The organism is Bradyrhizobium septentrionale (genome assembly GCF_011516645.4).
In the GTDB taxonomy this organism is placed as follows: Bacteria; Pseudomonadota; Alphaproteobacteria; order Rhizobiales; family Xanthobacteraceae; genus Bradyrhizobium; species Bradyrhizobium septentrionale.
Genome location: NZ_CP088285.1, coordinates 1,579,090 through 1,601,172, shown reverse-complemented (window position 1 = coordinate 1,601,172; position 22,083 = coordinate 1,579,090). Strand labels below are relative to the sequence as shown.

Genomic DNA, 22,083 nt, shown 5'->3' with positions numbered 1-22,083 from the left:
CTAACGCCGAACGAACCCGTTGTGCAGCGTGGTGAACAGCGCCTTGCCCTTCTTCACCAGATCGTATTTGCGGCCGTAGAGCAGCCAGACCGCGGTGAGGTGGCACATCCCGCCCATCATCAGCGACATCGCGGTGTAGGGGTCGAGATTCCTGCGATAGGTGCCGGCGCGGCTCGCCTGCTTGAGCAGCTGCACATAGAGCAGCGCGTATTTGTCGACCGCCTTCTTCACCCGCGGCTCGGCGGCAAGCACGCTCGGCCATATCTCCAGGAAGAACACGCGGCCCCAGCCCGGGTTGTCCTTGATGTACTGGAAGTTGGTCAGGAAGATGATGCGGAGCTGCTCGACGGGGTCGCCGCCCTTCACCAGCAGCGGTTCGGTTTTCTGATACAGCGCCTCGAAATTGCCCGCGGGCACATCGAGCACCAGCGCGCGCTTGTCCTCGAAATAGTCATAGAGGCTGGAGAGCGGCACCTTGGCCGCCGCGGCGATGTCGGTGAGCGAGGTGCCGTCGATGCCTCTCTCGCCAAACAGCTTGGTCGCTGCTGAGAGGATCTGCTCGCGTCGGTCGCGGCTGCGTTGTTGCTTGAGCTTGAGCGTCGTCCCCGAAGCCACTGCCGTCTCCTTGCGTCCCGCAAAAACAGTAAGGCAGCGGCATCGGAACACAAGCGCTATTGCGACGAGACACAGCGTAAGATTGTGATCAGATCGGCTTGTTCCGCCGTTGATGGGTCCGGAGTGCATGACGGGCGATGATCTGGCGCATGATCTCGGATGTGCCATCCAGAATCCGCACCACCCGTGTTTCCCGCCAGATACGTTCGATCGGCAGCTCCCTGGAATAACCGGCACCACCGAACAGCTGCATGGTCGTGTCGGCGACGCGCTGCACCATGTCGGCGCCGGTATATTTGGAAAGCGCCGCCGCGGCGGTGCGCGCGGCCGCGTCGCCCTGGTCGTAACGCCAGGCCGCCTCATAGGCGACGAGGCGCGCGGCGTGCAGCGAACTCGCCATGTCTGCGATCTGCCACTCGATGCCCTGATGGTCGCGCAGTTTGCGTCCGAATGTTTCCCGCTCGGAGACATGATCGAGCGCATAGTCCAGCAGCTGGCTCGCCGCGCCGACGCAATAGGCGCCCCAATGCGTGCGCCCGGCATCCAGGCAGCGCATCGCGATGGCAAATCCTTCACTCTCCTGGCCCAGCAGATTCTCGCGCGGCACGCGGCAGCCCTCGAAGATCACCTCGGCATGATCAGAGCCGCGTCCGGCGGCCATCTCGACCAGGCGGCCGATGCGCAGGCCCGGGGTCTTTGCATCGACAACAAAGGCCGCGATGCCCTTCGCGCCGGCGGACGGGTCGAGCGTAGCGAATACGGTGAAGACGCCGGCGACCGGCGCATTGGTGATGTAGGTCTTGCTTCCGTCGAGCACGTAATGATCGCCGTCCCGCCGCGCCCGGGTCTGGATGCGGGCGGCGTCGGATCCGGCGTTCGGCTCGGTCAGCGCGAAGGCGCCGATCACGCGTCCGCTGGCAAGCTCGGGCAACCATCGGTCGCGAACGGCGGGCTGTGCGTAGAACTCGATCGCCTTCGAGCCGATATGAACGTTCACCCCGCTCAGATAGTAGAAGGCGGTGTGGGCCTTCGCGAGCTCCTCGATCGCGATGCAGCTGCCCAGCATCGAGAGGCCGAGGCCGCCGAATTGTTTTGGCGTGTTGGTGCCGAACAATCCCATCCTGCGCAGGCCGGCCATGGCGCTCTCCGGCACTTTGCCGGTCGCCTCGATCGCGGCATCGTGGGGCTGCAACTCGCCGCGCACGAATTCGCGCAGGCGGCTCTGCAGAACGCGGAGATCGTCGGGAAGCTCGAAATGCATGGCCTGACCAAAATTCGAATAATCTTCGAAAAATGTGCGCCGCCGTCCGGGAGATGTCAAGATTTTGCGGGAGTGGCGGAGAAGCATAAGGAGAGCGGGATTTCGTCCACGACATTTTCCGCCGCAACTTCGTCGATTTGTTGCGGGATAAACCACGAGTTGTGGGCAGGAAAACTGTCACTGGGGAAAGAAAATGATGCTGCACTCGGTTCAATCAAGCTATTCCGCGCGATGGATCGCCGGCCTTGCCGCCGCCCTTGTCATCGGGCTTGCGTCGCCGGCGGCCGCTCAAAGGGCCTCCGACACCACGCTTGCCCGGGTGCTCGTGCTCGGCACCGGCGGCACCATCGCGGGCCAGGCCAGTGCACGCGCCGGCAATGCCTATGACTCGGGCAAGGTCAGCTCGGCGAATCTGGTCGCGGCGATTCCGGGCATCGAGAATCTCGCCCAGATCTCGGCCGAGCAGATTTCGTCGATCGGCTCGCAGGACATGAACGACAAGGTCTGGTTCGATCTCGTCAAGCGGATCCGCGCCGCGATCGACAACAAGGAGGTCGACGGCGTCGTCATCACCCATGGCACCGACACGATGGAGGAGACGGCGTTCTTCCTGCAGAACGTGCTGGACACCGACATGCCGGTGGTGCTGGTCGGGTCGATGCGGCCCTCGACCGCGATCGGCGCCGACGGTCCGGCCAATCTCTATGAGGCGATGCGGGTCGCCTCGGCGCCGGAATCCCGCGGCCGCGGCGTGCTCGTGGTGCTCAACGACACCATCCATGCGGCGCGCTGGGTGCAGAAGACCAACACGACCAGCGTCGAGACGTTCCGCTCGCCCGATGCCGGGCCGGTCGGCTATGTCGACACCGGCTCGCTGCGCTTCCTGCAGCCGGCCATTCCAGCCAAGGGTGCCAGGCTGAAGCTGCCGGATGCGCCGCCGCTGCCGCGGGTCGACATCATCTATTCGCACGCCAACATGGATGCCGCTGAGATCGAGGACGCGGTCAAGCGCGGCGCCAAGGGCATCGTGCTGGCCGGCGTCGGCGACGGCAATTCATCGAAGGGCGCGATCGATGCGTTGGCGGCTGCGGCGAAGCAGGGGGTCGTGGTCGTGCGCTCGAGCCGCGTCGGCTCGGGCTTCGTGAACCGCAACGTCGAGGTCGAGGACGACAAGCTCGGCTTTGCGGTCTCGCTCGATCTCAATCCGCAGAAGGCGCGGGTGCTGCTTCAGCTCCTGATCGCCAACGGCATCACGGAGTCCTCGGCGGTTCAACAGGCATTCGCGCGGTAGACCGTCAGTTTTGACGCGCCGCCCGCGGGTCTCGCCTCCGGCGCTGCCTTTGCGGCGCGGCGCGCCGCGAGCAGCCGCGCGCGGGCCTCTGCGAGGCGCGACATCACGGTGGTCACCGGAACGCCGGTGACCTCGGCGATCTCCTTGTAGGAGAGATCAATAACTTCGCGCAGCGCGATGACTTCGCCGAGCGGCGCGGGCAACTCGTCGATGAGTTGTTGGATGGTCGGGGTGCCACGCGGGGCGGGAGTTCCATTCGTGCCGGCAGCATCCGCCGGCGTGCCGCGGCGGCCGGGCTTCTCGCCGAGCTTCTCCTGACAGACAGCTTTGAGGATCGCGAGCAACCAAGGCCGTACGGCCGGTCCGCGAAAGCCGTCGAACTGGCGCAGTGCGCGCTGATAGCATTCCTGCACGGCCTGTTCGGCGTCGGCCGGGGTTCGCATCAGGACCTGGGCGAACGCATAGGCATCGTCGAGGCACGGCAGTGCCGCGTCACGAAACTGCTGCGCGGTTTTATTCCCGGCTTCCGCATTTCGCATCATAGGGTTGCATCTCGTGAATAGCTTTACCAGCAATCGGCGGAGTGGTATCAGGCTCCCCGCCGGAGTCGTGGACCGTCGCGCCAAGCGTAGGGACAGGAACGACAAGCGCACACGACATGCGCATATCTGGCAGAACGCGATCGTTCATCGCCTCGTTTCGATCGATCGCGCTTTCGGAGCACGGATCATGTCCGAGACGCAGGTGCCCAACCGGTTCTCGATTTTCCATCACGGGCTGGCCAGGGGGCCAGCCTATGAGGCGTGGCGCGAAGGCATTTGCCGCGGCTTCTGCCGGCTCGATGTCGCACCGACCGACGACAATCGCATCGATTGCCACAACGAGTTCACGCTGCTGCATACGGTCGCGATCGCGACGCCGCGCGGCGGCTCGGCCCGCTTTGCCCGCACCCGCGCCCTGCTGAACGACGGCTGCGACGACCTCGTCCTGATTTTCGCGACGCGCGGCAAGGTGCAGGTCACTCAGGGCAGCAAGGCGATCGAGCTGGCGCGCGGCCAGATGTGCCTGACCGAAATGAATATCGTGGGCACCGCCGATCTCACCCAGTCCGGCAGCTTTATGACGACGCGGTTTCCGCGTCGCCTGCTGCTCCAGGTGACGCCGTCGGTCGAGACGCAGCTGGCGCGCGCGCTCGGGCGCGACCCGGCCTTGAGCGCGATGATCGAGCGCTATTCAGCGCTGTGTACCGATCTCGCCGGCGATCTGGACGTGCCGGGCCAACAGGCGGCGGCGCATCATCTGGCGGATCTGGTCGGTCTGGTGCTCGGCAGCAGCGCCGAGCAGAAGGAACTGGCCGCAGGCGACGGAGTGGCGAAGACGCGGCTCGATCTGATGAAGGCCGACGTCCTGAAAAGCCTCGACAACGGCAACCTCACGATCGAGGCTGTCGCGCGGGCGAATGCGCTGAGCACGCGCCAGGCGCAGCGCCTGTTTGCCTCCGCCGGGACCACGTTTTCGGAATTCGTGCTCGAGCAGCGCCTGCTGCTGGCGCGCCGGCTGCTGCTGCATGAGCAGGGCGCCGGCCGCAAGGTCAGCGACATCGCCTATACGGCCGGCTTCAACGACCTGTCCTATTTCCATCGCGCGTTCCGCCGGAAGTTCGGCATAGCTCCAGCGGAGCTGCAGATGGAACTGGGGCGCCGGCATTGAACGCCTCGCGCTGCTGACGTAGAGCGGGGACCGGCTTCATTCCAACGCGTGGCTTCTCCCAATGCCTATCTGGACCTGCGAACAATGCGGCGCGCAATTTCCTGAAACCGCGGCGCCGCCGCCGTCCTGCCCGATCTGCGAGGACGAGCGGCAATATGTGAACTGGAAAGGGCAGGCGTGGCTGACGCGCGAGGAGCTCGCCGGGCGGCATCGGCTGGTCTGGCGTGATGATCTCGGTCTGGTCGGGATCGCGCTCGAGCCGGCATTTGCGATCGGGCAGCGCGCGCTCCTGGTGCCGGATAGCGGCGGCTGCGTGATGTGGGACTGCGTGCCGCTGGCAACGGAGGAGGCGATCTCACATATCAGGTCGCTCGGCGGGCTGAAGGCGATCGCGATCTCGCATCCGCATTATTATGGCGCGGTCGCCGACTGGAGCGCGGCGTTCGACAACGCGCCGGTCTACCTGCATGGCGACGACGCGCAATGGGTGACGCGGCCGCATCCGTCGATCGTGCCGTGGCAGGGCGACAGCCGCCGCATCTCCGACGACATCCTCTTGCTGCGGGCGGGCGGCCATTTTGCCGGCGCAACCATGTTGCATTGGCGCAAGGGCGCCGACGGGCGCGGTGCGCTGCTGACCGGCGACATCGCGATGGTGGCGATGGACCGCCGCTCGGTCAGCTTCATGTACTCCTATCCGAACTACATTCCGCTCAATGCAGCAGCCGTCCGCCGCGTCGCGCAGGCGGTCGCGCCACTGGCCTTTGAGCGGATCTACGGCGCCTGGTGGGGCAAGAACATCGCTTCCGACGCCAAAGCGGCGTTCGACCGTTCGGTCGAGCGCTATCTCGCGGCGATCTCGGACTGACGGTTCCCCCCGCCTGGCTTGCCACACGGCGCGATCACGCTATATCAGGGCTTTCCCGCCACCTGCGATTGTCCGAGTTTCCGCATGACCACGACTGCCGCCGCCGAATCCCAGCCGTTCCAGGCCGAGGTTGCCGAATTGCTGCACCTGATGGTGCATTCGGTCTATTCCGAGACCGATATCTTCCTGCGCGAATTGATCTCGAACGCATCTGATGCCTGCGACAAGCTGCGCTACGAGGCGATCGCCAATCCTGGCCTGATCACCGACGGCACGCCGCCGGAGATCAGAATCATCCCGAACAAGGCGGCCGATACGCTCGCCGTGGTCGATACCGGCATCGGCATGGAGCGTGCGGAGCTGATCGACAATCTCGGCACCATCGCGCGCTCCGGCACCAAATCGTTCCTGTCGAAGCTGACCGAGGCCAAGGACGGCGCCAATCTGATCGGCCAGTTCGGCGTCGGCTTTTATGCCGCCTTCATGGTCGCCGACAAGATCGTCGTCACCAGCCGCCGCGCCGGCTCGGACGAGGTCTGGGTGTGGTCGTCGGAAGGCGGCAGCGGCTTCGAGATCGCGCCGGCGAGCGAAGAGGCCGCAAAGCGCGTCGCGCGCGGCACCGAGATCGTGCTGCACCTGAAAAAGGACGCCGCCAAATATCTCGAGGCTTATGAGATCGAGCGCATCGTCCGCGAATATTCCGACAACATCCAGTTTCCGATCCTTTTGGTGCCGGAGGAGGGCGAGCCGCGCCAGATCAACTCGGCGAGCGCGCTGTGGCAGCGCTCGAAGTCGGAGCTTTCGCCGGAAGACTATGCGCAGGCCTACAAGCAGATCGCGGGCGCCTTCGACGAGCCGGCGATGACGCTGCATTACCGTGCCGAGGGCCGGCAGTCCTACGCCGTGCTGCTGTTCGCGCCGTCGACCAAGCCGTTCGACCTGTTCCAGGTCGAGCGCAAAGGTAAGGTCAAGCTCTATGTCCGCCGCGTCTTCATCGCCGACGACGCCGAGCTGTTGCCGGCTTATCTCCGCTTCATCCGCGGCGTGATCGACAGCGAGGACCTGCCGCTCAACATCTCGCGCGAGATGCTGCAGAACAATCCGCAGCTCGCGCAAATCCGCAAGGCCGTCACCAGCCGCGTCGTCAGCGAACTGGAAACGCTCGGCGAGAAGGAGCCGGAGACGTTTGCAAAAATCTGGGACGCGTTCGGCCCGGTCATCAAGGAGGGCCTGTACGAGGATTTCGAGCGCCGTGAAAAATTGCTGGCGCTGGCCCGCTTCACCACGACATCGGGCGAGAACCGCTCGCTGAAGCAAGTTGTCGACGATCTCAAGCCGAACCAGACCGAAATCTATTATCTGGTCGGCGACAGCGTCGAGCGGCTGAAGTCGAACCCGAAGCTGGAATCGGCGCGCGCCCGCGGCATCGAGGTGCTGCTGCTGACCGATCCGGTCGATGCGTTCTGGACCTCGGCGCCGCTCGATTTCGGCGGTAAGCCGCTGAAGTCGCTGAGCCAGGGCGATGTCGATTTCGGCCTGATCCCGCTGGCCGACGACAAGGACGACAACAAGGACGCGCCTGTCGCCGATGCCGCGACCACGATCGCGGTGATCAAGGATGCGCTCGGCGAGCGCGTCTCCGACGTGCGCGCCTCGCAGCGGCTGACCGCAAGCGCGTCGTGTCTCGTCGCCGGCGGTGACGCGCGCGACCGCGCGCTGGAGCGGCTGCTCGCCCAGCAGAACCGCGGCGCGGTCACCAAACCGATCCTCGAGATCAATCTGCGTCACCCATTGGTCGCAGCGCTCGCGACCGACACCGCGCAGGCCAAGGACCTGTCGCTGTTGCTGTTCGAGCAGGCGCAGATCCTCGACGGCGAGATGCCCGACGATCCCGCCGCCTTCGCCAGCCGCATGAACCAGCTCGTGCTGCGCGGCGTGGCGAAGTAGGCGGTACGCGTAGCTCGGATGGAGCGAAGCGCAATCCGGGGACTCCTCCGCGGACAAGGTGACCCGGATTTCGCTGCGCGGCTACGGTGCAAAACCCATCCCAAACTGCTTCGTATCTGCTAGAGAGTCCTACAGTGGCGAACAACGGCGCGGCGTTGCGATGGTGGGCGGCAGCGAGATCTTTTACGGCAGCATTCCGGTGTTTCGCGGCTTCGCGCGCCTGATGGATCCGGCGCTGTATGCGCGGCTGCCTGATGACTGGACGGTCGGCGTCGCCGATATCGTCGAGTCGACCAGGGCGATCGCGGCGCAGCGTTACAAGGCGGTCAACATGGCCGGCGCCGCGGTGGTTGCCTCCGTCACCAATGCGCTCGATGGCCGCGAATTCCCCTTCGTGTTCGGCGGCGACGGCGCGAGCTTCGCGGTCTCCCCCGCCGATCTCGACAAGGCGCGCGAGGCGCTGGCCGCGACCGCCCGCTGGGTCCAGGACGACCTCGATCTGGTGCTGCGGGTGGCGCTGGTGCCGATGACGGCGATCCGCGCCGCGCGCGTCGATGTCCGCGTCGCGCGCTTCGGGCCGTCGGCCAATCTGTCCTATGCGATGTTCTCCGGCGGCGGGCTGGCTTACGCCGATGCCGCGATGAAGCGCGGCGAGTTCGCGGTCGATCCGGCGCCGCCGGGCACACAGCCCGATCTGTCCGGCCTGTCCTGCCGCTTCGAGGTGATGCCCTCAGTGCGTGGCGTCATCCTCTCGGTGCTGGTGCTGCCGGCGAAGAACGCCGATCCGGCAGCCTTCCGCAAGGTGATCGAGGACATCGTCGTGCGGGTCGAGAAGAGCCCGGAGGCCGGACGGCCGGTGCCTGCAAGCGGCCCGCCGCTGCGCTGGCCGCCGCAGGGGATTGAATACGAGGCGCGCGCGCGGCGCGGCGGCTCGCTCGCGCTGCGGCGTGCCGCGGTGCTCGCGTTCACGCTGTGGGCCTACACGCTGATGCGGTTCAATATCCCGGTCGGCAAGTTCGTGCCGAAAGACTATGTGCGGCAGGTGGTCGAGAATTCCGACTTCCGCAAGTTCGACGACGGCCTGCGCATGATCCTGGATTGCACCCCGGAACTCGCCGCCGAGCTCGAACAGCGCCTGGTCGCCGCGGCCGCGCAGGGCGTCGTGCGCTACGGCCTGCACGAACAGGACGCCGCGATGATGACCTGCTTCACGCCGTCGGTGATGCGCGCCGACCACGTCCACTTCATCGACGGCGCCCGCGGCGGTTATGCCTCGGCGGCCGCCGTGCTGAAGACGCGCGCGGCGTAGGCGTTTTCTAACCTCTCTCCGCAAGAGCGGGGAGAGGGAGCGCAGTCCCGTCGTGGCCGCTGCTCGGCTACAAATTACCGTCCCACCCGGGTCCAGGTCTCGCCGCCGCACAGAGCGCCGACGCAGCCTTCGACGCGCAGCGTGCTTTCGCCGATCACCGTGATGCTGCTCGCATAGGTGCCGCCGTCGTCGGCATTGTAGATCTGGCCCGACCATTTGCCCGCCGCGACCGGATGCATGCCGGCGAACAGCGGCAGTCCGATGATCGGCCGGTTGGCCAGCGACGGATTGGGATTCTTGTTGTCGACCTGCGGCTTGCCGGTCATCGGATCGATCGGGTCGCGCAGGCTCACCACCACGCCGCAGATGCCGCCGCCGCATTTGCTGATCTTGACGCGGGCATCGCCCGCCTGGGTCTGCCAGACGCCGGCCGGCTCAGGCGCGCCTTGCGCATGCGCGGCAGGCACGGCAAGCGCCGTCGCGACGATTGCGATCACGAATCCGAATCTGCAGGCCATGGTCGATCCCCCAGAAGGCCGGCCTGCATAACAAGTCGAAAGATTTCTGCAATGTCATATTTGCGCGATCAGGCGCGCGCCGTCTGGAAATTTTTGTTGCCTGTTTCCGCGGCGGTCATGCTCAGGCAAGGCTCGGCTGCGTCGTGGCTTATCCCCAGCGGGTGACCTTGATCGAGATGATAGTGGCGAGGCCGAACGCCACCATGGCGCCACCGACCAGCGCGAACAGCGTCCAGGCCGGGGCGCTCACGGTAGCGAGCCACCAGCCGCCGATACCGACCAGCAGCAGGCGGATGGTCCCGGCCAGCACCGGGCCGCCGACCTTGGCCGCGCCTTGCGAGGAGAAATAAAGGCAGACGCCGACGCCGAAGAAGCCGAAGGCCGGGCCGGCCAGCGCGAAATAGGACGAGGCCGCCGCGGTCACGCCGGGATCGCTGGTGAACAGCGCAATCCACAGCGTCGGTTTGACTGCGACCACAAGCCCGACCAGCCCGACGGCGAGACCGGCGACGGTGCCGGCGGTCCACGCCACCTTGCGCGCCCGTGTCACGAGGCCCGCGCCGATCGCCATGCCGACCATCGGCACCGAGGCGACGCCGACTGCGAACGCGATCGGGATCAGCAAGAACTCCAGCCGCGATCCCATGCCGTAGCCGGCCAGCGTCTCGGTGCCGAAGCCCGCCAGGATTTTTGTGAAGATCAGGATGGTCAGCACGCTCTGCAGCGGCGACAGGCAGGAGATCGCGCCGACCTTGAGGATGTCGAGGAACATCGCGCGCTGAAAGCTGAACGCGGCAAAGTCGAGCTTCAGCCGGCTGCGGCCGCTGGCGAGATACCAGGCAAGGAAGATCGCCCCACACGTGAAGGCCGTGAGCTGGCCCGCGGCGACGCCGCGCATGCCGAGACCGGGCATGCCGAACAGGCCGAGGCCGAGCACGCCGCCGACCGCGATCTGGATGATCGAGACGGTGATCAGCGTCATCGAGGGGACGCGCATGTCGCCGGTGCCGCGCACCACGGAGGCCAGCGTGTTGACCAGCCAGATCGAGATCGCGCCGGAGAACAGCACCTGAGAGTAATGCAAGGATTGCTCGAGCACGCCGCCGCGTCCGCCGAGCAGCGCGTAGAAGTTTTGGCCGAAGCCCAGCATCATCACGGTAAAGAACAATCCGGCGCAGGCGCCGATGATCGCCGCATGCAGCGCCAGATCGGCGGCGCGGTCGCGGTCGCCGGCGCCGAGCGCGCGGCTGATCGCCGACGAGACGCCGCCGCCCATCGCGCCCGCCGACATCATCTGCGTCAGCATCGCGAACGGAAACACCAGCGCGATGCCCGCCAGCGGCTCGGTGCCGAGCCGGCCGATATAGGAGGTCTCGGCAACCGCGACCAGGGTCGAGCCGAACATCGCGATGGTGTTGGGGACCGCGAGCTTCAGCAGCGTCGGCAGGATCGGCGCCGTCAGCAAATGATCGACCGGTACCGCGGGCGCGACGGCGGCGGACCTGGCGTCGTCGATCGAGGCATCGATGGTCATGCGCTGTCGCTCACGTGCGTTTGAGCTCTGTCCACGAGCCTGCTTTGCCTCTCCCGCTTGCGGGCAGGGGAATCGCATATGGATTTTTCTTGTGTTGAGGCTGAATAGGGATTCTTGAGGGAGGCAGTTTTTCGAAGGAGAAACGGCCATCTGCCTGGAAACCTGTTTTGGATCGGTTCCCGACCCCCGAGCCGGAAACGCGACGCATCGGTTGGGCGACCTGATCGTGATGATGGTCGCCGCGAGCCTGTGCGGGGCCGCGACAGCAACCGAATTTGCGTTGTTCGCGGAGACCCGCAGGGCTGTGCTGTCTCGCCTGATCGATTACGACGTGGCCCCCAGCCACGATACTTTCTCGCGGCTTTTGCGGCTGCTGGATCCGCGGGCGTTCGAGCAGGCTTTTGCGTCGTTTGCCGCGGGTTTTGCCCGGGCGCTCGGCGAATCCAGCGGCACGACTGTGGCCACGCCAGACGAGGTGGTCGCGCTCGACGGCAAGGCCTTGCGGCGCGCCTATGAACAAGGCCAGCAGGCCTATCCGCCGCTGACGGTCTCGGCCTTCGCCACGCAAACCCGGCTTTGCCTTGCGGCCGCGTCGCCGACGGCGGCCGAGAACGAGATTGAGGCCGCCCTGAAGGTGATCGCGCTGATTGATCTGACTGACAAGATCGTCACGGCCGACGCGCTGCATTGCCATCGCCGGATGGCCGAGGCGGTCGTCGAACAGAATGCGGACTATGTGCTGGCGCTGAAAGGCAACCGTGGTCACTGGCACAAGGAAGCCGAGAGCCTGCTGGCACGAGCGCCCTCGCCACCGGTTGTCGAGCAGACGGAACGCGGTCATGGCCGCGACGAATGGCGGAAAGCTGAGGTGGTGCCGGTCGAGACCGCGCTGATGCCCGGCCATGCCGCCATCATCCGGATCACTTCCCGGCGTGATCGGTCCGAGCCGCTGACGCGCTTGTTCATGACCTCGCGCGTGTTCTCGCCGCAGCAGGCCCTCGACATCACGCGAGCCCATTGGCAGGTCGAGAACGGCCTGCACTGGATGCTTGATGTTCATCTCGCCGAGGATATGAACCGAGCTCGCAAGGACCACGCACCTGCCAACATCGCCATCCTCAAGCGAATCGCAAAAAATATCCTGCAGATGACCGACCCGCCGAAGGTCCCTATCAGCCACCGCATCAAAAAATGCGCATGGAACGACGACTACCTCCTCAAAGCCCTGGCCCATATGCGATAGCCCTGCGCTTGCGGGGGAGGCCGACACGCGCGCAGCGCGGGGCGGGTGGGGGCTCTCTCCGCGGTATGACTCGCGTGTTCAACCGGCATGATTCCCGACATTTTGGACCGGCATGATCCCCGACAGTTTGGGTTAAGCGGTCTGTTCGCCCGGTTCGCGCAGCCCCTCACGAGGCGGAGCGAACCGGGTGAACAGGCCGCGGCGGTCGATGAGACCGACGTCGAGGTCGCAGAAGCGGACGACGTGGTCACCGGTATCGAGTTCGGCGATGCCGACAAGTTCGTTCACCAGCGCCTGACCGATAAAGACGAACTTGCCTTTCCATTTAATCTCCCCATTGCCGCGAACACGGCGGGCCTGGTGATCGGCGTCATACCAGGGGTCTTGCTCGCGATCCGGCATGGTGCGTTGAGATGCTCGATAGGCGTCCTCCGGCGGCCGTTGGCCCAGCGCTTCGTGAGGACGTTCCTTATTGTAATGCTCTCGGAAGGCGTCAAAGCGGGCCTGTTGCTCGGACGCATTATCTGCCGGTGGGCTCGATGTTTGCGCCTTCAAGGTGCGATGCATGCGCTCATGGCGACCGTTCTCCTGCGGCGAGGCCGGACGGATGAAGTGCGGCGTAATGCCGAGCTTCAGCCACCAGACCGACAATGTGGTGAGACCGCCGGCGCCGCGCGAGCCGAACGGCGAACCATTGTCGCAGCGGATTGCCCGCGGCAGGCCATGCTCGCGGAAAGCCCTCTCGAAGCGGGGGCGGACGCCCTCGGTCGTCGGTGCGACGATCTGCAGTTCGATCAGGAAGCGACTGTGGCTGTCAGCCACCGTCAACGGATCAATCCGGCACTGGTCGCGGGTGCGGAACCAACCCTTGAAGTCCACGCTCCACTCGTCGTTCGGCTCCTGCACCGGCGTGCAGGGACGCCGCTGGTCGAGCGGACGGCGGCGGCGCTTCACCGGCGAGATCAGCCCCGCGCGCTTGAGAATGCTCCCAATCGTCGACGCCGCCGGCCAATCGATCTCCGGCGCCTGGCGGTCAAGCAGGGCGAGCAGCTTGCGCGGTCCCAGATAGGGAAAGCGCTGCCGAGCCGCGATCACCTTCTCTGCAATCGCCGCATCGGTCGTTTGTCGGCATTGCTGCGGCGCGTGCGAACGGTCCCTGAACCACTCCGGATCGCCGCTCTGCTTCCGCTGGCGCCATGCGTAAAACGTGTCGCGGCAGATACCGTGACGGCGGCACAACTCCGACACGCTCCAGTTCCCGCTCTCGTACTCCATAAGCATCCGGATACGCTCTTCCATCCGACTGGTCTCTCTGAACGGCATCGTCGGGCCCTCCCGCCGATGCTTCTAGAAACCTGTCGGCAATCATGCCGGTCTAAACTGTCGGGTATCTATCCGGTCTGTACCGCGGAGAGAGCCCCCACCCCAACCCTCCCCCGCAAGCGGGAGAGGGGGCGCACTGCCGATGCGGCTGGAATTTCAGCGCCAAATGATCAGGCTCGCGGCAATAAATGATGCTCGACATTTTACGGGCGGTGAGATGCGCTCGCCACCACCGTGCGCGCAGGGGTCACCACGGCAGGCCGCATAGGTCGATCTTGCCCTGGCGCGGGGCGCGGACGATGTCGTTGACGAACGGCGCCATCGCCTCGAAGCGGCTCTGCCCCGACGGCTGGTCGCAACTGACCTCGCCGCTGAAGGGATGCCAGCCGCGCGCCTGATAGAATGCGAAATTGTGCGGCTCGCAGAATAAGATTGCAAATTTCACCGCATCATTGGCACGAATGGTGTGCACGGCGGCGTCAAGCGCGAGCGACGCATAGCCGCGCCGCCGGCAGTCCTCGCGGGTCGAGACCCCGCCGATGCCGCCGACATGCACCTTGTGGCCGTTCCAGGTGATGGTCCGGAAGTAGATACCGACATGGCAGGCCAGCCCGCTGTCGTCGGGCGCATCGAGCAGCACGCGCAAATCCGCGTGAGCCCATTTGATGTTGGCCCAGGGTTGCTTCCCGACGATATCCGGGCTCCAGACCGACCGGAGCAGCGGCTCGGCGCGCCGCCATGACGCATCTCCGTTGAGAATGTCGATTTCGATGCTCATCGCGGCGGGTCCTGGGCCTTGGCTGCTCGGCTGTGCCGATCTGTCATACACGATCCGAAAATGCGGTGTTTCTCCGCGATGGAACCTTCTATAAGGGGGACCCGTTAAGTGTAGTCTCCCACCCTCTGTTGGACATTACCCCATGACCTTCACGCTACCCGATCTGCCCTACGCCCACGACGCCCTTGCGCCCTACATGTCCAAGGAAACGCTGGAGTTTCACCACGACAAGCATCACCAGGCCTACGTTACCAACGGCAACAACGCGATCAAGGGGACCGAATTCGAAGGCAAGTCCCTCGAGGAGATCGTGAAGGGCTCGTTCGGCAAGAACGCGGCCGTCTTCAACAATGCCGGCCAGCACTACAACCACATCCACTTCTGGAAGTGGATGAAGCCGAATGGCGGCGGCAGCAAGCTGCCCGGCCGGCTCGAGAAGAAGATCAACGAGGATCTCGGCGGCTTCGAGAAGTTCAAGACCGATTTCGCCGCCGCCGGCGTCGGCCAGTTCGGCTCCGGCTGGGCCTGGCTGCAGGTCAAGGGCGGCAAGCTCGAGATCGCCAAGACCCCGAACGGCGAGAACCCGCTGGTCCACGGCGCGGTGCCGATCCTCGGCGTCGACGTCTGGGAGCACTCCTACTACATCGACTACCGCAACCGCCGTCCGGACTATCTGAAGGCGTTCGTCGACAGCCTGGTCAACTGGGACTACGTCGACGAACTGTTCGGCAAGGCCGGCTAATCGTCGCGCTGTCATTCCGGGGCGATGCGGAGCATCGAACCCTCAGGGGCGCAATTGCGCCCCGAGAATCTCGAGATTCCGGGTCCGGTCCTGCGGACCGCCCTCAGGTGCGCAATTGCGCACCGGGGAATGACGATGTGAGAGTTTTGAACAAGGGCGGTAGCTTCGGCTGCCGCCCTTTTCGATTTGCGGTCCTTGCGACAATCGTGGCCTTGCGGCAAAAAGCGCGCATGGGGCAACTCGGAAGCTATCTCCTGGTCTTCTTCGGTGGCGGTCTCGGCGCAACCTTGCGCCAGCTGATCAACGTCACCTGCGCGCGCTGCATCGGCACCGCGTTTCCCTACGGCACCTTCATCATCAACATCACAGGCTCGACCGTGATGGGTCTGATCGCCGGCTACCTCGCGTTCAAGGGCGAGGCCTCGCAGCCCTGGCGGCTGTTCCTGATGACCGGCATCCTCGGCGGCTACACCACCTTCTCGGCCTTCTCGCTCGACACCGCGGTGCTCTATGAGCGCGGCGAGCTCGGCCTTGCGGCGCTGTATGTCGCGGGCCCGGTCGTGTTGTCGATCGCGGGCCTGTTCGCCGGGCTAGCGATCGTGCGGCATTTGAGCTGACGGCAGAGCTTTTCTCCTTCGTCATTCCGGGGCGAGCGAAGCGAGAGCCCGGAATCCATTTCGCCGCAACGTTTGTGGATGAATGGATTCCGGGCTCAGCCCTTCGGGCTGCCCCGGAATGACGAGTGGATTGGCGCCCGCCCCCAATCACTGAGTTGCCCGACGGCGCAAGCCCCTCGCGCAAAAATATTTCGGTTTATCGGAACGGCAACTCGGTGTATGGTTCGCCCGTCTCACCCGATCGAGGGGCGCTTCGCGGTCGTCACGAACGCGGTGTGGGATGCGGTGGACGGTGATTGCGCAGTCGACGAATGCGCATGAAGCGGACGGTGAAGTCGTGTGGTCCTGACGCCCTAGCGGCCGGTGTCCTCTTGTGAGACGCAATTGCGTCTTGCGAAGGCGGTGACAAGCAAGCCCAGTCTCGCCGGGGAGAGCACGAAGTAAGCCGTAACCCATCGCGCAGGGAAAGCCGGAGTGTTTCCGGTTACACCTGTGGTCCTACCCCCGTGCTTTCTACCCTTTGCACGGGGCCCATGGGTGCGATCGGCACCCGGCTTTCCCTGCGCCCTCTGCGAGAGGAGGGCGGAACGAAGAGCAAAGCTCGGGCAAAACATGTCGCGAGAACGCGAAGCTGCGTCCCAACCCAAACTGTCATCGCCCGGCTCGACCGGGCGATCCAGTACGCCGCGGCATCTCGGCTCAAGCACTGGCGTCTCTGGAATACTGGATCACCCGCATGCGCGGGTGATGACACCGCGTAGTGTGACGACTTGAATCGAAAGCCATCCTCAGTGTCGTCCCGGCCTAGGAGCTTGTCTGGATAGTCGCTGTTCAAATCTGGTCGGGTCTGATTCAACATTGGGCGATGAGCAAGTATTTTCGGCCTTGGAACATCGATCAGACGCTGCTTCTGCCGCCGAATGTGCAGGACTTCGTGCCGAAAGGCCATGTCTCGCGGTTTATGGTTGATCTGGTGCGGGAGAGCCTCGATCTCAGGGAGATCATGGGCAGCTATGTGAGCGGGCTTGGGCAGCCGCCGTTTGATCCGCGGATGATGGTGGCGCTGCTGCTGCATAGCTATGCGAGTGGGCTGTATTCGTCGCGTCGGATTGCCAAGGCCTGCCGGGAGCGGAACGATTTTGTGATGATCGTGGCGCTGGATGCGCCGGATTTTCGGACGATCAGCGACTTTCGCAAGCGACATTTGAAGGCGCTCGGCGCGCTATTCGTGCAGGTTCTGAAGTTGTGCGAGACGGCCGGGCTGGTCAAGCTCGGTCATGTCGCGCTGGATGGTACGAAGATCAAGGCGAACGCGTCGAAACACAAGGCGATGAGTTATGAGCGCATGAAGAAGCGCGAGGCGGAATTGAAGGCCGAGGTCGCTCGCATGCTGGCGGCCGCCGAGGCGGCGGATGCCTCGGAGGATGAGACTTTCGGCAACAGCGACGAACTGCCGGACTGGACCGTCGACAAGCAGAAACGGCTGGCGAAGATCCAGCAAGCGATGGCGGCGCTGGAAGCGGACGCCAAACTGGCGGCGGAGGAAGAGCGCCGCATCGAGGCCGAAAAGGAACAGCAGCGCCAGGCCGAAGGCCGCAAGAAGCCGGGCAAACCGGCGGCGCTGCCATCGGAGGAACCCAATCCCAAGGCGCAACGCAACTTCACCGATCCGGAAAGCCGCATCATGAAGTCGAAGGATGGCTTCGTTCAGGCCTATAATGCCCAGGCGGCCGTCGATGCACATGCCCAGATCATTGTCGCGCAAGAACTGACCCAGCACGGCAGCGATCAGGGCCAGTTGGTGCCCCTGATCGAGGCCATCGAGAGCAATCTTGGCCGCAAGCCGCGGCAGGCCTCAGCGGATTCCGGCTACTGCAGCGAAGCCAATCTCGAAGCGCTCGACACACGCAGCATCGATGGCTATGTCGCGCCCGGACGCGCCAAACACCCGACAGTAGCGAACGGAAAAGTCGGCGGCCCGCTGACACAGGCCATGCGAAAGAAGATCGACGATGGCGGCTTCGAAACACCCTACCGATTGCGAAAGCAAGTGGTGGAGCCGGTGTTCGGGCAGATCAAACAGGCAAGAGGCTTCCGCCAGTTCCTGTTGCGGGGCATCGAGAAAGTGCGCGCCGAGTGGACAATGATCTGCACCGTCCATAACCTCCTCAAGCTGTTCAACCTCGCAAACGCAGCCTGAGCCTGCTACTCTACAACAAATGCCCGTCACGAAAACATATCTGGACGGGCTCCTAGTGCGCAATTGCGTACGGGGCCGGGACGACATGGGAAGGCGTCCCCCCTCCATCCGGCGGAAACCGTTCATCCCGGGAACCCGCCAACTCCCTCCTCCGGCGGCATTTCCCGCCTCCAAATTTCCCTTTGGTAACCTCGCCTTAACCATGATTAGCGTTTGGTTAGGGTCGGAATGCCGCGCGAAAAGCCCTCGTTTTGACATGTTGGCAGGGGAAGCAGGGCCCGGCTTTTGGACGGGCCCCCCATGCGACAGATGTAAGAGGCTCTCGCGCAGTTTTGCCGCGCCTGATACGCGGCCGTGGAACCGGTGCCGATTGGCGGCCCGCCTGATAGGGACACTTGCGTTGAGAGGATATTGCCGATGAATCCCGCCGACGTGGCTCAGTCGACGTTGCCACTGGCATCGAGCGATGTGTCGCTGATCGCATTGTTTTGGCAGGCCCATTGGGTCGTCAAATGCGTGATGTTGGGACTTCTGTCCTGCTCGGTGTGGGTCTGGGCGATCGCCATCGACAAGATCCTGCTCTATGCCCGCACCAAGCGGGCGATGGACAAGTTCGAGCAGGCGTTCTGGTCCGGCCAGTCGATCGAGGAACTCTACCGGGCGCTCTCGGCCAAGCCGACCCAGTCGATGGCGGCCTGTTTCGTGGCGGCGATGCGGGAGTGGAAGCGCTCCTTCGAGAGCCAGTCGCGGTCCTTTGCCGGCCTGCAGGCCCGGATCGACAAGGTCATGAACGTCTCGATCGCCCGGGAGGTAGAGCGGCTGGAACGGCGGCTTTTGGTGCTCGCCACCGTGGGCTCGGCCGGCCCCTTTGTCGGCCTGTTCGGCACCGTCTGGGGCATCATGTCGAGCTTCCAGTCGATCGCGGCCTCGAAAAACACCTCGCTCGCGGTGGTGGCGCCGGGCATCGCGGAGGCGCTATTTGCGACCGCAATCGGCCTGATTGCCGCAATTCCGGCGACTATTTTCTACAATAAGTTCACTTCGGAGGTGAACCGGCAGGCCCAGCGCCTGGAGGGGTTCGCCGACGAGTTCTCCGCCATCCTGTCGCGTCAGATCGACGAGCGGGGCTGAGACAGATGATAGTCACTTTGGCGAGTGTGCGATCATGGCGATGAGCATGGCAGGGTCCGGCGGCGGCGGGCGTCGCCGCGGCGGACGAAAGCCGGTGATGGCCGAGATCAACGTCACGCCGATGGTCGACGTGATGCTGGTGCTCTTGATCATCTTCATGGTGGCGGCGCCGCTGATGACCTCGAATATCGACATCGACCTGCCGGTCGCCAGCGGCGGCAAGTCGATCTCGTCAAACCAGCCGCCCTTGACGCTGTCGGTCAAGCGCACCGGCGGCGGCTGCAACTCGAACGTTGAGCTCTATCTGGGCGATGCCCCGATCACGGCCGCCGATTTTCCGGCCAAGATCAAGGCTATTGGGGAAGCCCGGTCGGATGCTGAAAGAGTGGTCTATCTGCGTGGCGACAAGGACGTCTGTTACACGGATATGATGAAATTGCTCGGAGAGGTCCGGGCCGCGGGTTTCAAGGCGAATATCGTGATTATCCCGGAGGGGGGATAAGCAACCATGTGCGGCAAGCGGCACGAGGAAGCTTGAATTGAAGGTCAAGGTCGACAAGACTCTGGCGGCATCGATTGCCCTGCACGTCCTCGTGATCGGGTGGGGTCTCGTGACGTGGTCGACCAAGGCGTACGTGATGCCGGAAGAAGAGTCCGTCGCCGTCGACGTGATCTCGCCGGACCAATTGTCCCATGTCATGGCTGGCCAGAAGGACGGCAAGAAGGACAATCCGAAGCCGCTGGTCGAGAAGGTCGCCGAGGCCAAGCCGATGGATGACGCCGTCGGCAAGATCGACGACAAGAAGCCGCCGGTCGTGACCGATACGGCCCCACCGCCGACGCCGAAGGTGGAGAAGCCGGAAGAGAAGAAGCCGGATCCGCCGAAGAAGGTCGAGAACAGGCCGAAGGAAGAGCCGAAGCCGGTCGAGAAGAAGCCCGATCCGGTGAAGCCCGACCCGATCGCGGAAGCGATCAAGAAGGAAGAGAAGAAGCCGCAGAAGCCGGTTGAGCAGGCCGCTAAGCCGCCGCCGGAGCAGAAGCCGAAGGAGCGCACCTTCGACCAGAGCAAGATCGCTGCATTGCTCGACAAGCGCGACCCGACGCGAGCGTCGATGACTGGCGATACGCTCAACGCCAACGCCGCGCTCGGCACGGCAAAGGGCAAGGCCGCCGACAATTCCGCGACCTGGGGCGCGATGTTCAAGCAGCAGGTCGAACGCTGCTGGAAGAAGCCCTATGGCGGCATCGAGGCGCAGCAGACCGAGGCCGTGTTCGCGATCAAACTGAAGCGCGATGGCTCGCTCGAGGGCATGCCGGTGCCGGAAGGCACGCCGGCGACGCCCTATTTGCGCGTCTACCAGGAGAGCGCGCTGCGGGCGATCATCGAATGCCAGCCGTACAATCTGCCGGCGGCCTTCTTCGACGAATGGAAGTATTTCGCGCCGGTGTTCACAGAGCGAAAGACCTGAGGGCGACCGTGTCGCTTGGCTAATAGCAAACAAAGTCTACGGACAATGACCGATAAAAATGATTTGCGTGCAATGACGTTTCGCCTCGACCGCCGACAGATGATCTCCGGAATGGCCGCGCTCGGCGCGCTCGCCGGAAGCCGCGGCGCATGGGCGCAGGCGCCGAAGAAGGTGATTATTCCAGAAGGCGATTTCGCACCGTTGCCGATCGCGATCCCGAATTTTTCGGCCGGTACGCCCGGCGATACCGAAGTCGGCGTTGGCGTCTCGCAGGTCATCACCAACAATCTGAAACGCAGCGGATTGTTCGCGCCGATCGACCAGGCGGCTTTTCTCGAGAAGCAGGTCAACATCGACGCGCCGCCGAACCTGAATAACTGGACCAGCATCAAGGCGCAGGCGCTGGTGGTGGGGCGTATGACGCGTCAGGCCAACGGGCGCGTGAAAGCGGAATTCCGGCTCTGGGACGTCAATACCGGCCAACAACTCGCCGGCCAGTCATATGACACCTCGGCTGAATATTGGCGGCGCATCGCCCACATCATCTCCGACCAGATCTACGAGCGGCTGACCGGCGAGAAGGGCTATTTCGATACCCGCGTCGTGTTCGTCGACGAGAGCGGCTCGGCGGATCGCCGCGTCAAGCGGCTGGCGCTGATGGACCAGGACGGCGCCAATGTGCGCTATCTGACCCGCGGCACGGATCTCGTGCTGACGCCGCGCTTCTCGCCGTCGACCCAGGAAATCACCTATATGGAGTTCGGGCAGGGCGACCCGCGCGTTTATTTGCTCAACATCGAGACCGGCCAGCGCGAGATCGTCGGCAACTTCCCGGGCATGTCGTTCTCGCCGCGCTTCTCACCGGACGGCCAGCGCGTCATCATGAGCCTGCAGCAGGGCGGCAACTCCAACCTGTTCGTGATGGATCTGCGCTCGAAGTCGATGACGCGGCTGACCGACACGCCGGCGATCGACACTTCTCCATCTTATGCACCAGATGGCACGCGGCTCTGCTTCGAATCCGATCGCGGCGGTAAGCCGCAGATCTATGTGATGCCGGCGACCGGCGGTGCAGCGCAGCGCATCTCGTTCGGCGACGGCACCTATTCGACGCCGGTGTGGTCGCCGCGCGGCGACTACATCGCCTTCACCAAGCAGGGCGGCGGGCAGTTCGCGATCGGCATCATGAAGCCGGACGGCTCGGGCGAGCGCATCCTGACCTCGGGCTTCCACAATGAAGGCCCGACCTTTGCGCCGAACGGGCGCGTCGTGATGTTCTTCCGCGATCCCGGCGGCAACAGCGGGCCGTCGCTGTACACCATCGACGTCTCCGGCCGCAACGAGCTGCGGGTGCCGACGCCCGGATTTGCCTCCGATCCCGCCTGGTCGCCGCTGTTGTCGTGAGCTGGCGCAGACCTGCTCCGCGGAACCCCGGGGCCGGTCGGCACTTCTTACCTAGCGCACTGAATCTTATGCCGAATTTCGATCGTCAATGGTGCGCGGCAAGGACTTGCTAACGATATTCCC

The 22,083-nt window shown here is 64.4% G+C and carries 20 protein-coding genes; 13 read left to right on the top strand and 7 right to left on the bottom strand.

Translation table 11 applies throughout. The annotated features are described in order from the left end of the window. Positions 1-615, bottom strand: coding sequence for a TetR/AcrR family transcriptional regulator (locus HAP48_RS09550; RefSeq protein ID WP_166213983.1), 615 nt, complete (start codon positions 613-615; stop codon positions 1-3). 88 nt (positions 616-703) lie between these two features. Then, positions 704-1,876, bottom strand: coding sequence for an acyl-CoA dehydrogenase family protein (locus tag HAP48_RS09545; RefSeq protein ID WP_166213984.1), 1,173 nt, complete (start codon positions 1,874-1,876; stop codon positions 704-706). 196 nt (positions 1,877-2,072) lie between these two features. Here HAP48_RS09545 and HAP48_RS09540 point away from each other — a divergent pair, with 196 nt between their 5' ends. Continuing rightward, positions 2,073-3,167 (top strand): asparaginase, encoded by a 1,095-nt coding sequence (locus tag HAP48_RS09540; protein ID WP_224496985.1) that lies wholly within the window; start codon positions 2,073-2,075, stop codon positions 3,165-3,167. On the opposite strand, the gene HAP48_RS09535 is transcribed toward HAP48_RS09540, so the two are convergent. Next, complete coding sequence (locus tag HAP48_RS09535; protein ID WP_166213986.1) at positions 3,146-3,709, bottom strand: sigma factor-like helix-turn-helix DNA-binding protein; 564 nt, start codon at positions 3,707-3,709, stop codon at positions 3,146-3,148. The genes HAP48_RS09540 and HAP48_RS09535 overlap by 22 nt on opposite strands. A gap of 187 nt (positions 3,710-3,896) precedes the next feature. Between HAP48_RS09535 and HAP48_RS09530 the strand changes: the two genes are divergently transcribed. The 4 genes from HAP48_RS09530 to HAP48_RS09515 all read left to right on the top strand — a co-directional run bounded on the left by HAP48_RS09530 (position 3,897) and on the right by HAP48_RS09515 (position 9,001). Next, on the top strand, positions 3,897-4,877 hold the full coding sequence (locus HAP48_RS09530; protein WP_224496984.1) for an AraC family transcriptional regulator: 981 nt from the start codon (positions 3,897-3,899) through the stop codon (positions 4,875-4,877). A 61-nt stretch (positions 4,878-4,938) separates the two neighbouring features. Further along, on the top strand, positions 4,939-5,745 hold the full coding sequence (locus tag HAP48_RS09525; protein WP_166213987.1) for an MBL fold metallo-hydrolase: 807 nt from the start codon (positions 4,939-4,941) through the stop codon (positions 5,743-5,745). 84 nt (positions 5,746-5,829) lie between these two features. After that, on the top strand, positions 5,830-7,692 hold the full coding sequence (htpG, locus tag HAP48_RS09520; protein WP_166213988.1) for a molecular chaperone HtpG: 1,863 nt from the start codon (positions 5,830-5,832) through the stop codon (positions 7,690-7,692). Positions 7,693-7,852: 160 nt separating this feature from the next. Then, entirely contained in the window at positions 7,853-9,001 is a 1,149-nt protein-coding gene (locus HAP48_RS09515; protein WP_166216662.1) for a DUF3095 domain-containing protein, read from the top strand. Between the two features lie 74 nt (positions 9,002-9,075). Here the strand turns inward: HAP48_RS09515 and HAP48_RS09510 are convergent, their stop codons facing one another. Beyond that, the gene (locus tag HAP48_RS09510) at positions 9,076-9,519 is read right to left on the bottom strand and encodes a DUF2147 domain-containing protein (protein ID WP_166213989.1); all 444 of its coding nucleotides are present in this window, start codon (positions 9,517-9,519) and stop codon (positions 9,076-9,078) included. Between the two features lie 148 nt (positions 9,520-9,667). Continuing rightward, on the bottom strand, positions 9,668-11,053 hold the full coding sequence (locus tag HAP48_RS09505; protein ID WP_166213990.1) for an MATE family efflux transporter: 1,386 nt from the start codon (positions 11,051-11,053) through the stop codon (positions 9,668-9,670). A 148-nt stretch (positions 11,054-11,201) separates the two neighbouring features. Between HAP48_RS09505 and HAP48_RS09500 the strand changes: the two genes are divergently transcribed. Further along, entirely contained in the window at positions 11,202-12,296 is a 1,095-nt protein-coding gene (locus tag HAP48_RS09500) for an ISAs1 family transposase (RefSeq protein ID WP_166216142.1), read from the top strand. Between the two features lie 132 nt (positions 12,297-12,428). Here the strand turns inward: HAP48_RS09500 and HAP48_RS09495 are convergent, their stop codons facing one another. Further along, on the bottom strand, positions 12,429-13,595 hold the full coding sequence (locus HAP48_RS09495; RefSeq protein ID WP_224496526.1) for an integrase core domain-containing protein: 1,167 nt from the start codon (positions 13,593-13,595) through the stop codon (positions 12,429-12,431). A gap of 271 nt (positions 13,596-13,866) precedes the next feature. Next, positions 13,867-14,397, bottom strand: a complete 531-nt coding sequence (locus HAP48_RS09490; protein WP_166213991.1) for a GNAT family N-acetyltransferase — start codon at positions 14,395-14,397, stop codon at positions 13,867-13,869. 142 nt (positions 14,398-14,539) lie between these two features. On the opposite strand from HAP48_RS09490, the gene HAP48_RS09485 reads away from it, so the two are divergent. From HAP48_RS09485 to tolB, 7 genes are all read left to right on the top strand, one after another. Further along, positions 14,540-15,139, top strand: a complete 600-nt coding sequence (locus HAP48_RS09485; RefSeq protein ID WP_021078629.1) for a superoxide dismutase — start codon at positions 14,540-14,542, stop codon at positions 15,137-15,139. Between the two features lie 230 nt (positions 15,140-15,369). Continuing rightward, positions 15,370-15,756: a fluoride efflux transporter CrcB gene (gene crcB / locus HAP48_RS09480; protein WP_166213992.1), complete on the top strand. Its 387-nt coding sequence runs from the start codon at positions 15,370-15,372 to the stop codon at positions 15,754-15,756. A gap of 865 nt (positions 15,757-16,621) precedes the next feature. Continuing rightward, positions 16,622-17,956 carry an IS1182 family transposase gene (locus HAP48_RS09475; protein WP_166202952.1) on the top strand — a complete coding sequence of 445 codons (1,335 nt, stop codon included), beginning with the start codon at positions 16,622-16,624 and terminating at the stop codon, positions 17,954-17,956. Between the two features lie 417 nt (positions 17,957-18,373). Then, positions 18,374-19,087 carry a protein TolQ gene (gene tolQ / locus HAP48_RS09470; protein ID WP_029085484.1) on the top strand — a complete coding sequence of 238 codons (714 nt, stop codon included), beginning with the start codon at positions 18,374-18,376 and terminating at the stop codon, positions 19,085-19,087. A 34-nt stretch (positions 19,088-19,121) separates the two neighbouring features. After that, complete coding sequence (locus HAP48_RS09465; protein ID WP_166213993.1) at positions 19,122-19,589, top strand: biopolymer transporter ExbD; 468 nt, start codon at positions 19,122-19,124, stop codon at positions 19,587-19,589. A gap of 37 nt (positions 19,590-19,626) precedes the next feature. Continuing rightward, entirely contained in the window at positions 19,627-20,556 is a 930-nt protein-coding gene (locus HAP48_RS09460) for a protein TolA (RefSeq protein WP_166213994.1), read from the top strand. A gap of 72 nt (positions 20,557-20,628) precedes the next feature. After that, on the top strand, positions 20,629-21,960 hold the full coding sequence (tolB, locus tag HAP48_RS09455) for a Tol-Pal system beta propeller repeat protein TolB (RefSeq protein ID WP_166213995.1): 1,332 nt from the start codon (positions 20,629-20,631) through the stop codon (positions 21,958-21,960). Positions 21,961-22,083 lie beyond the last annotated feature (123 nt).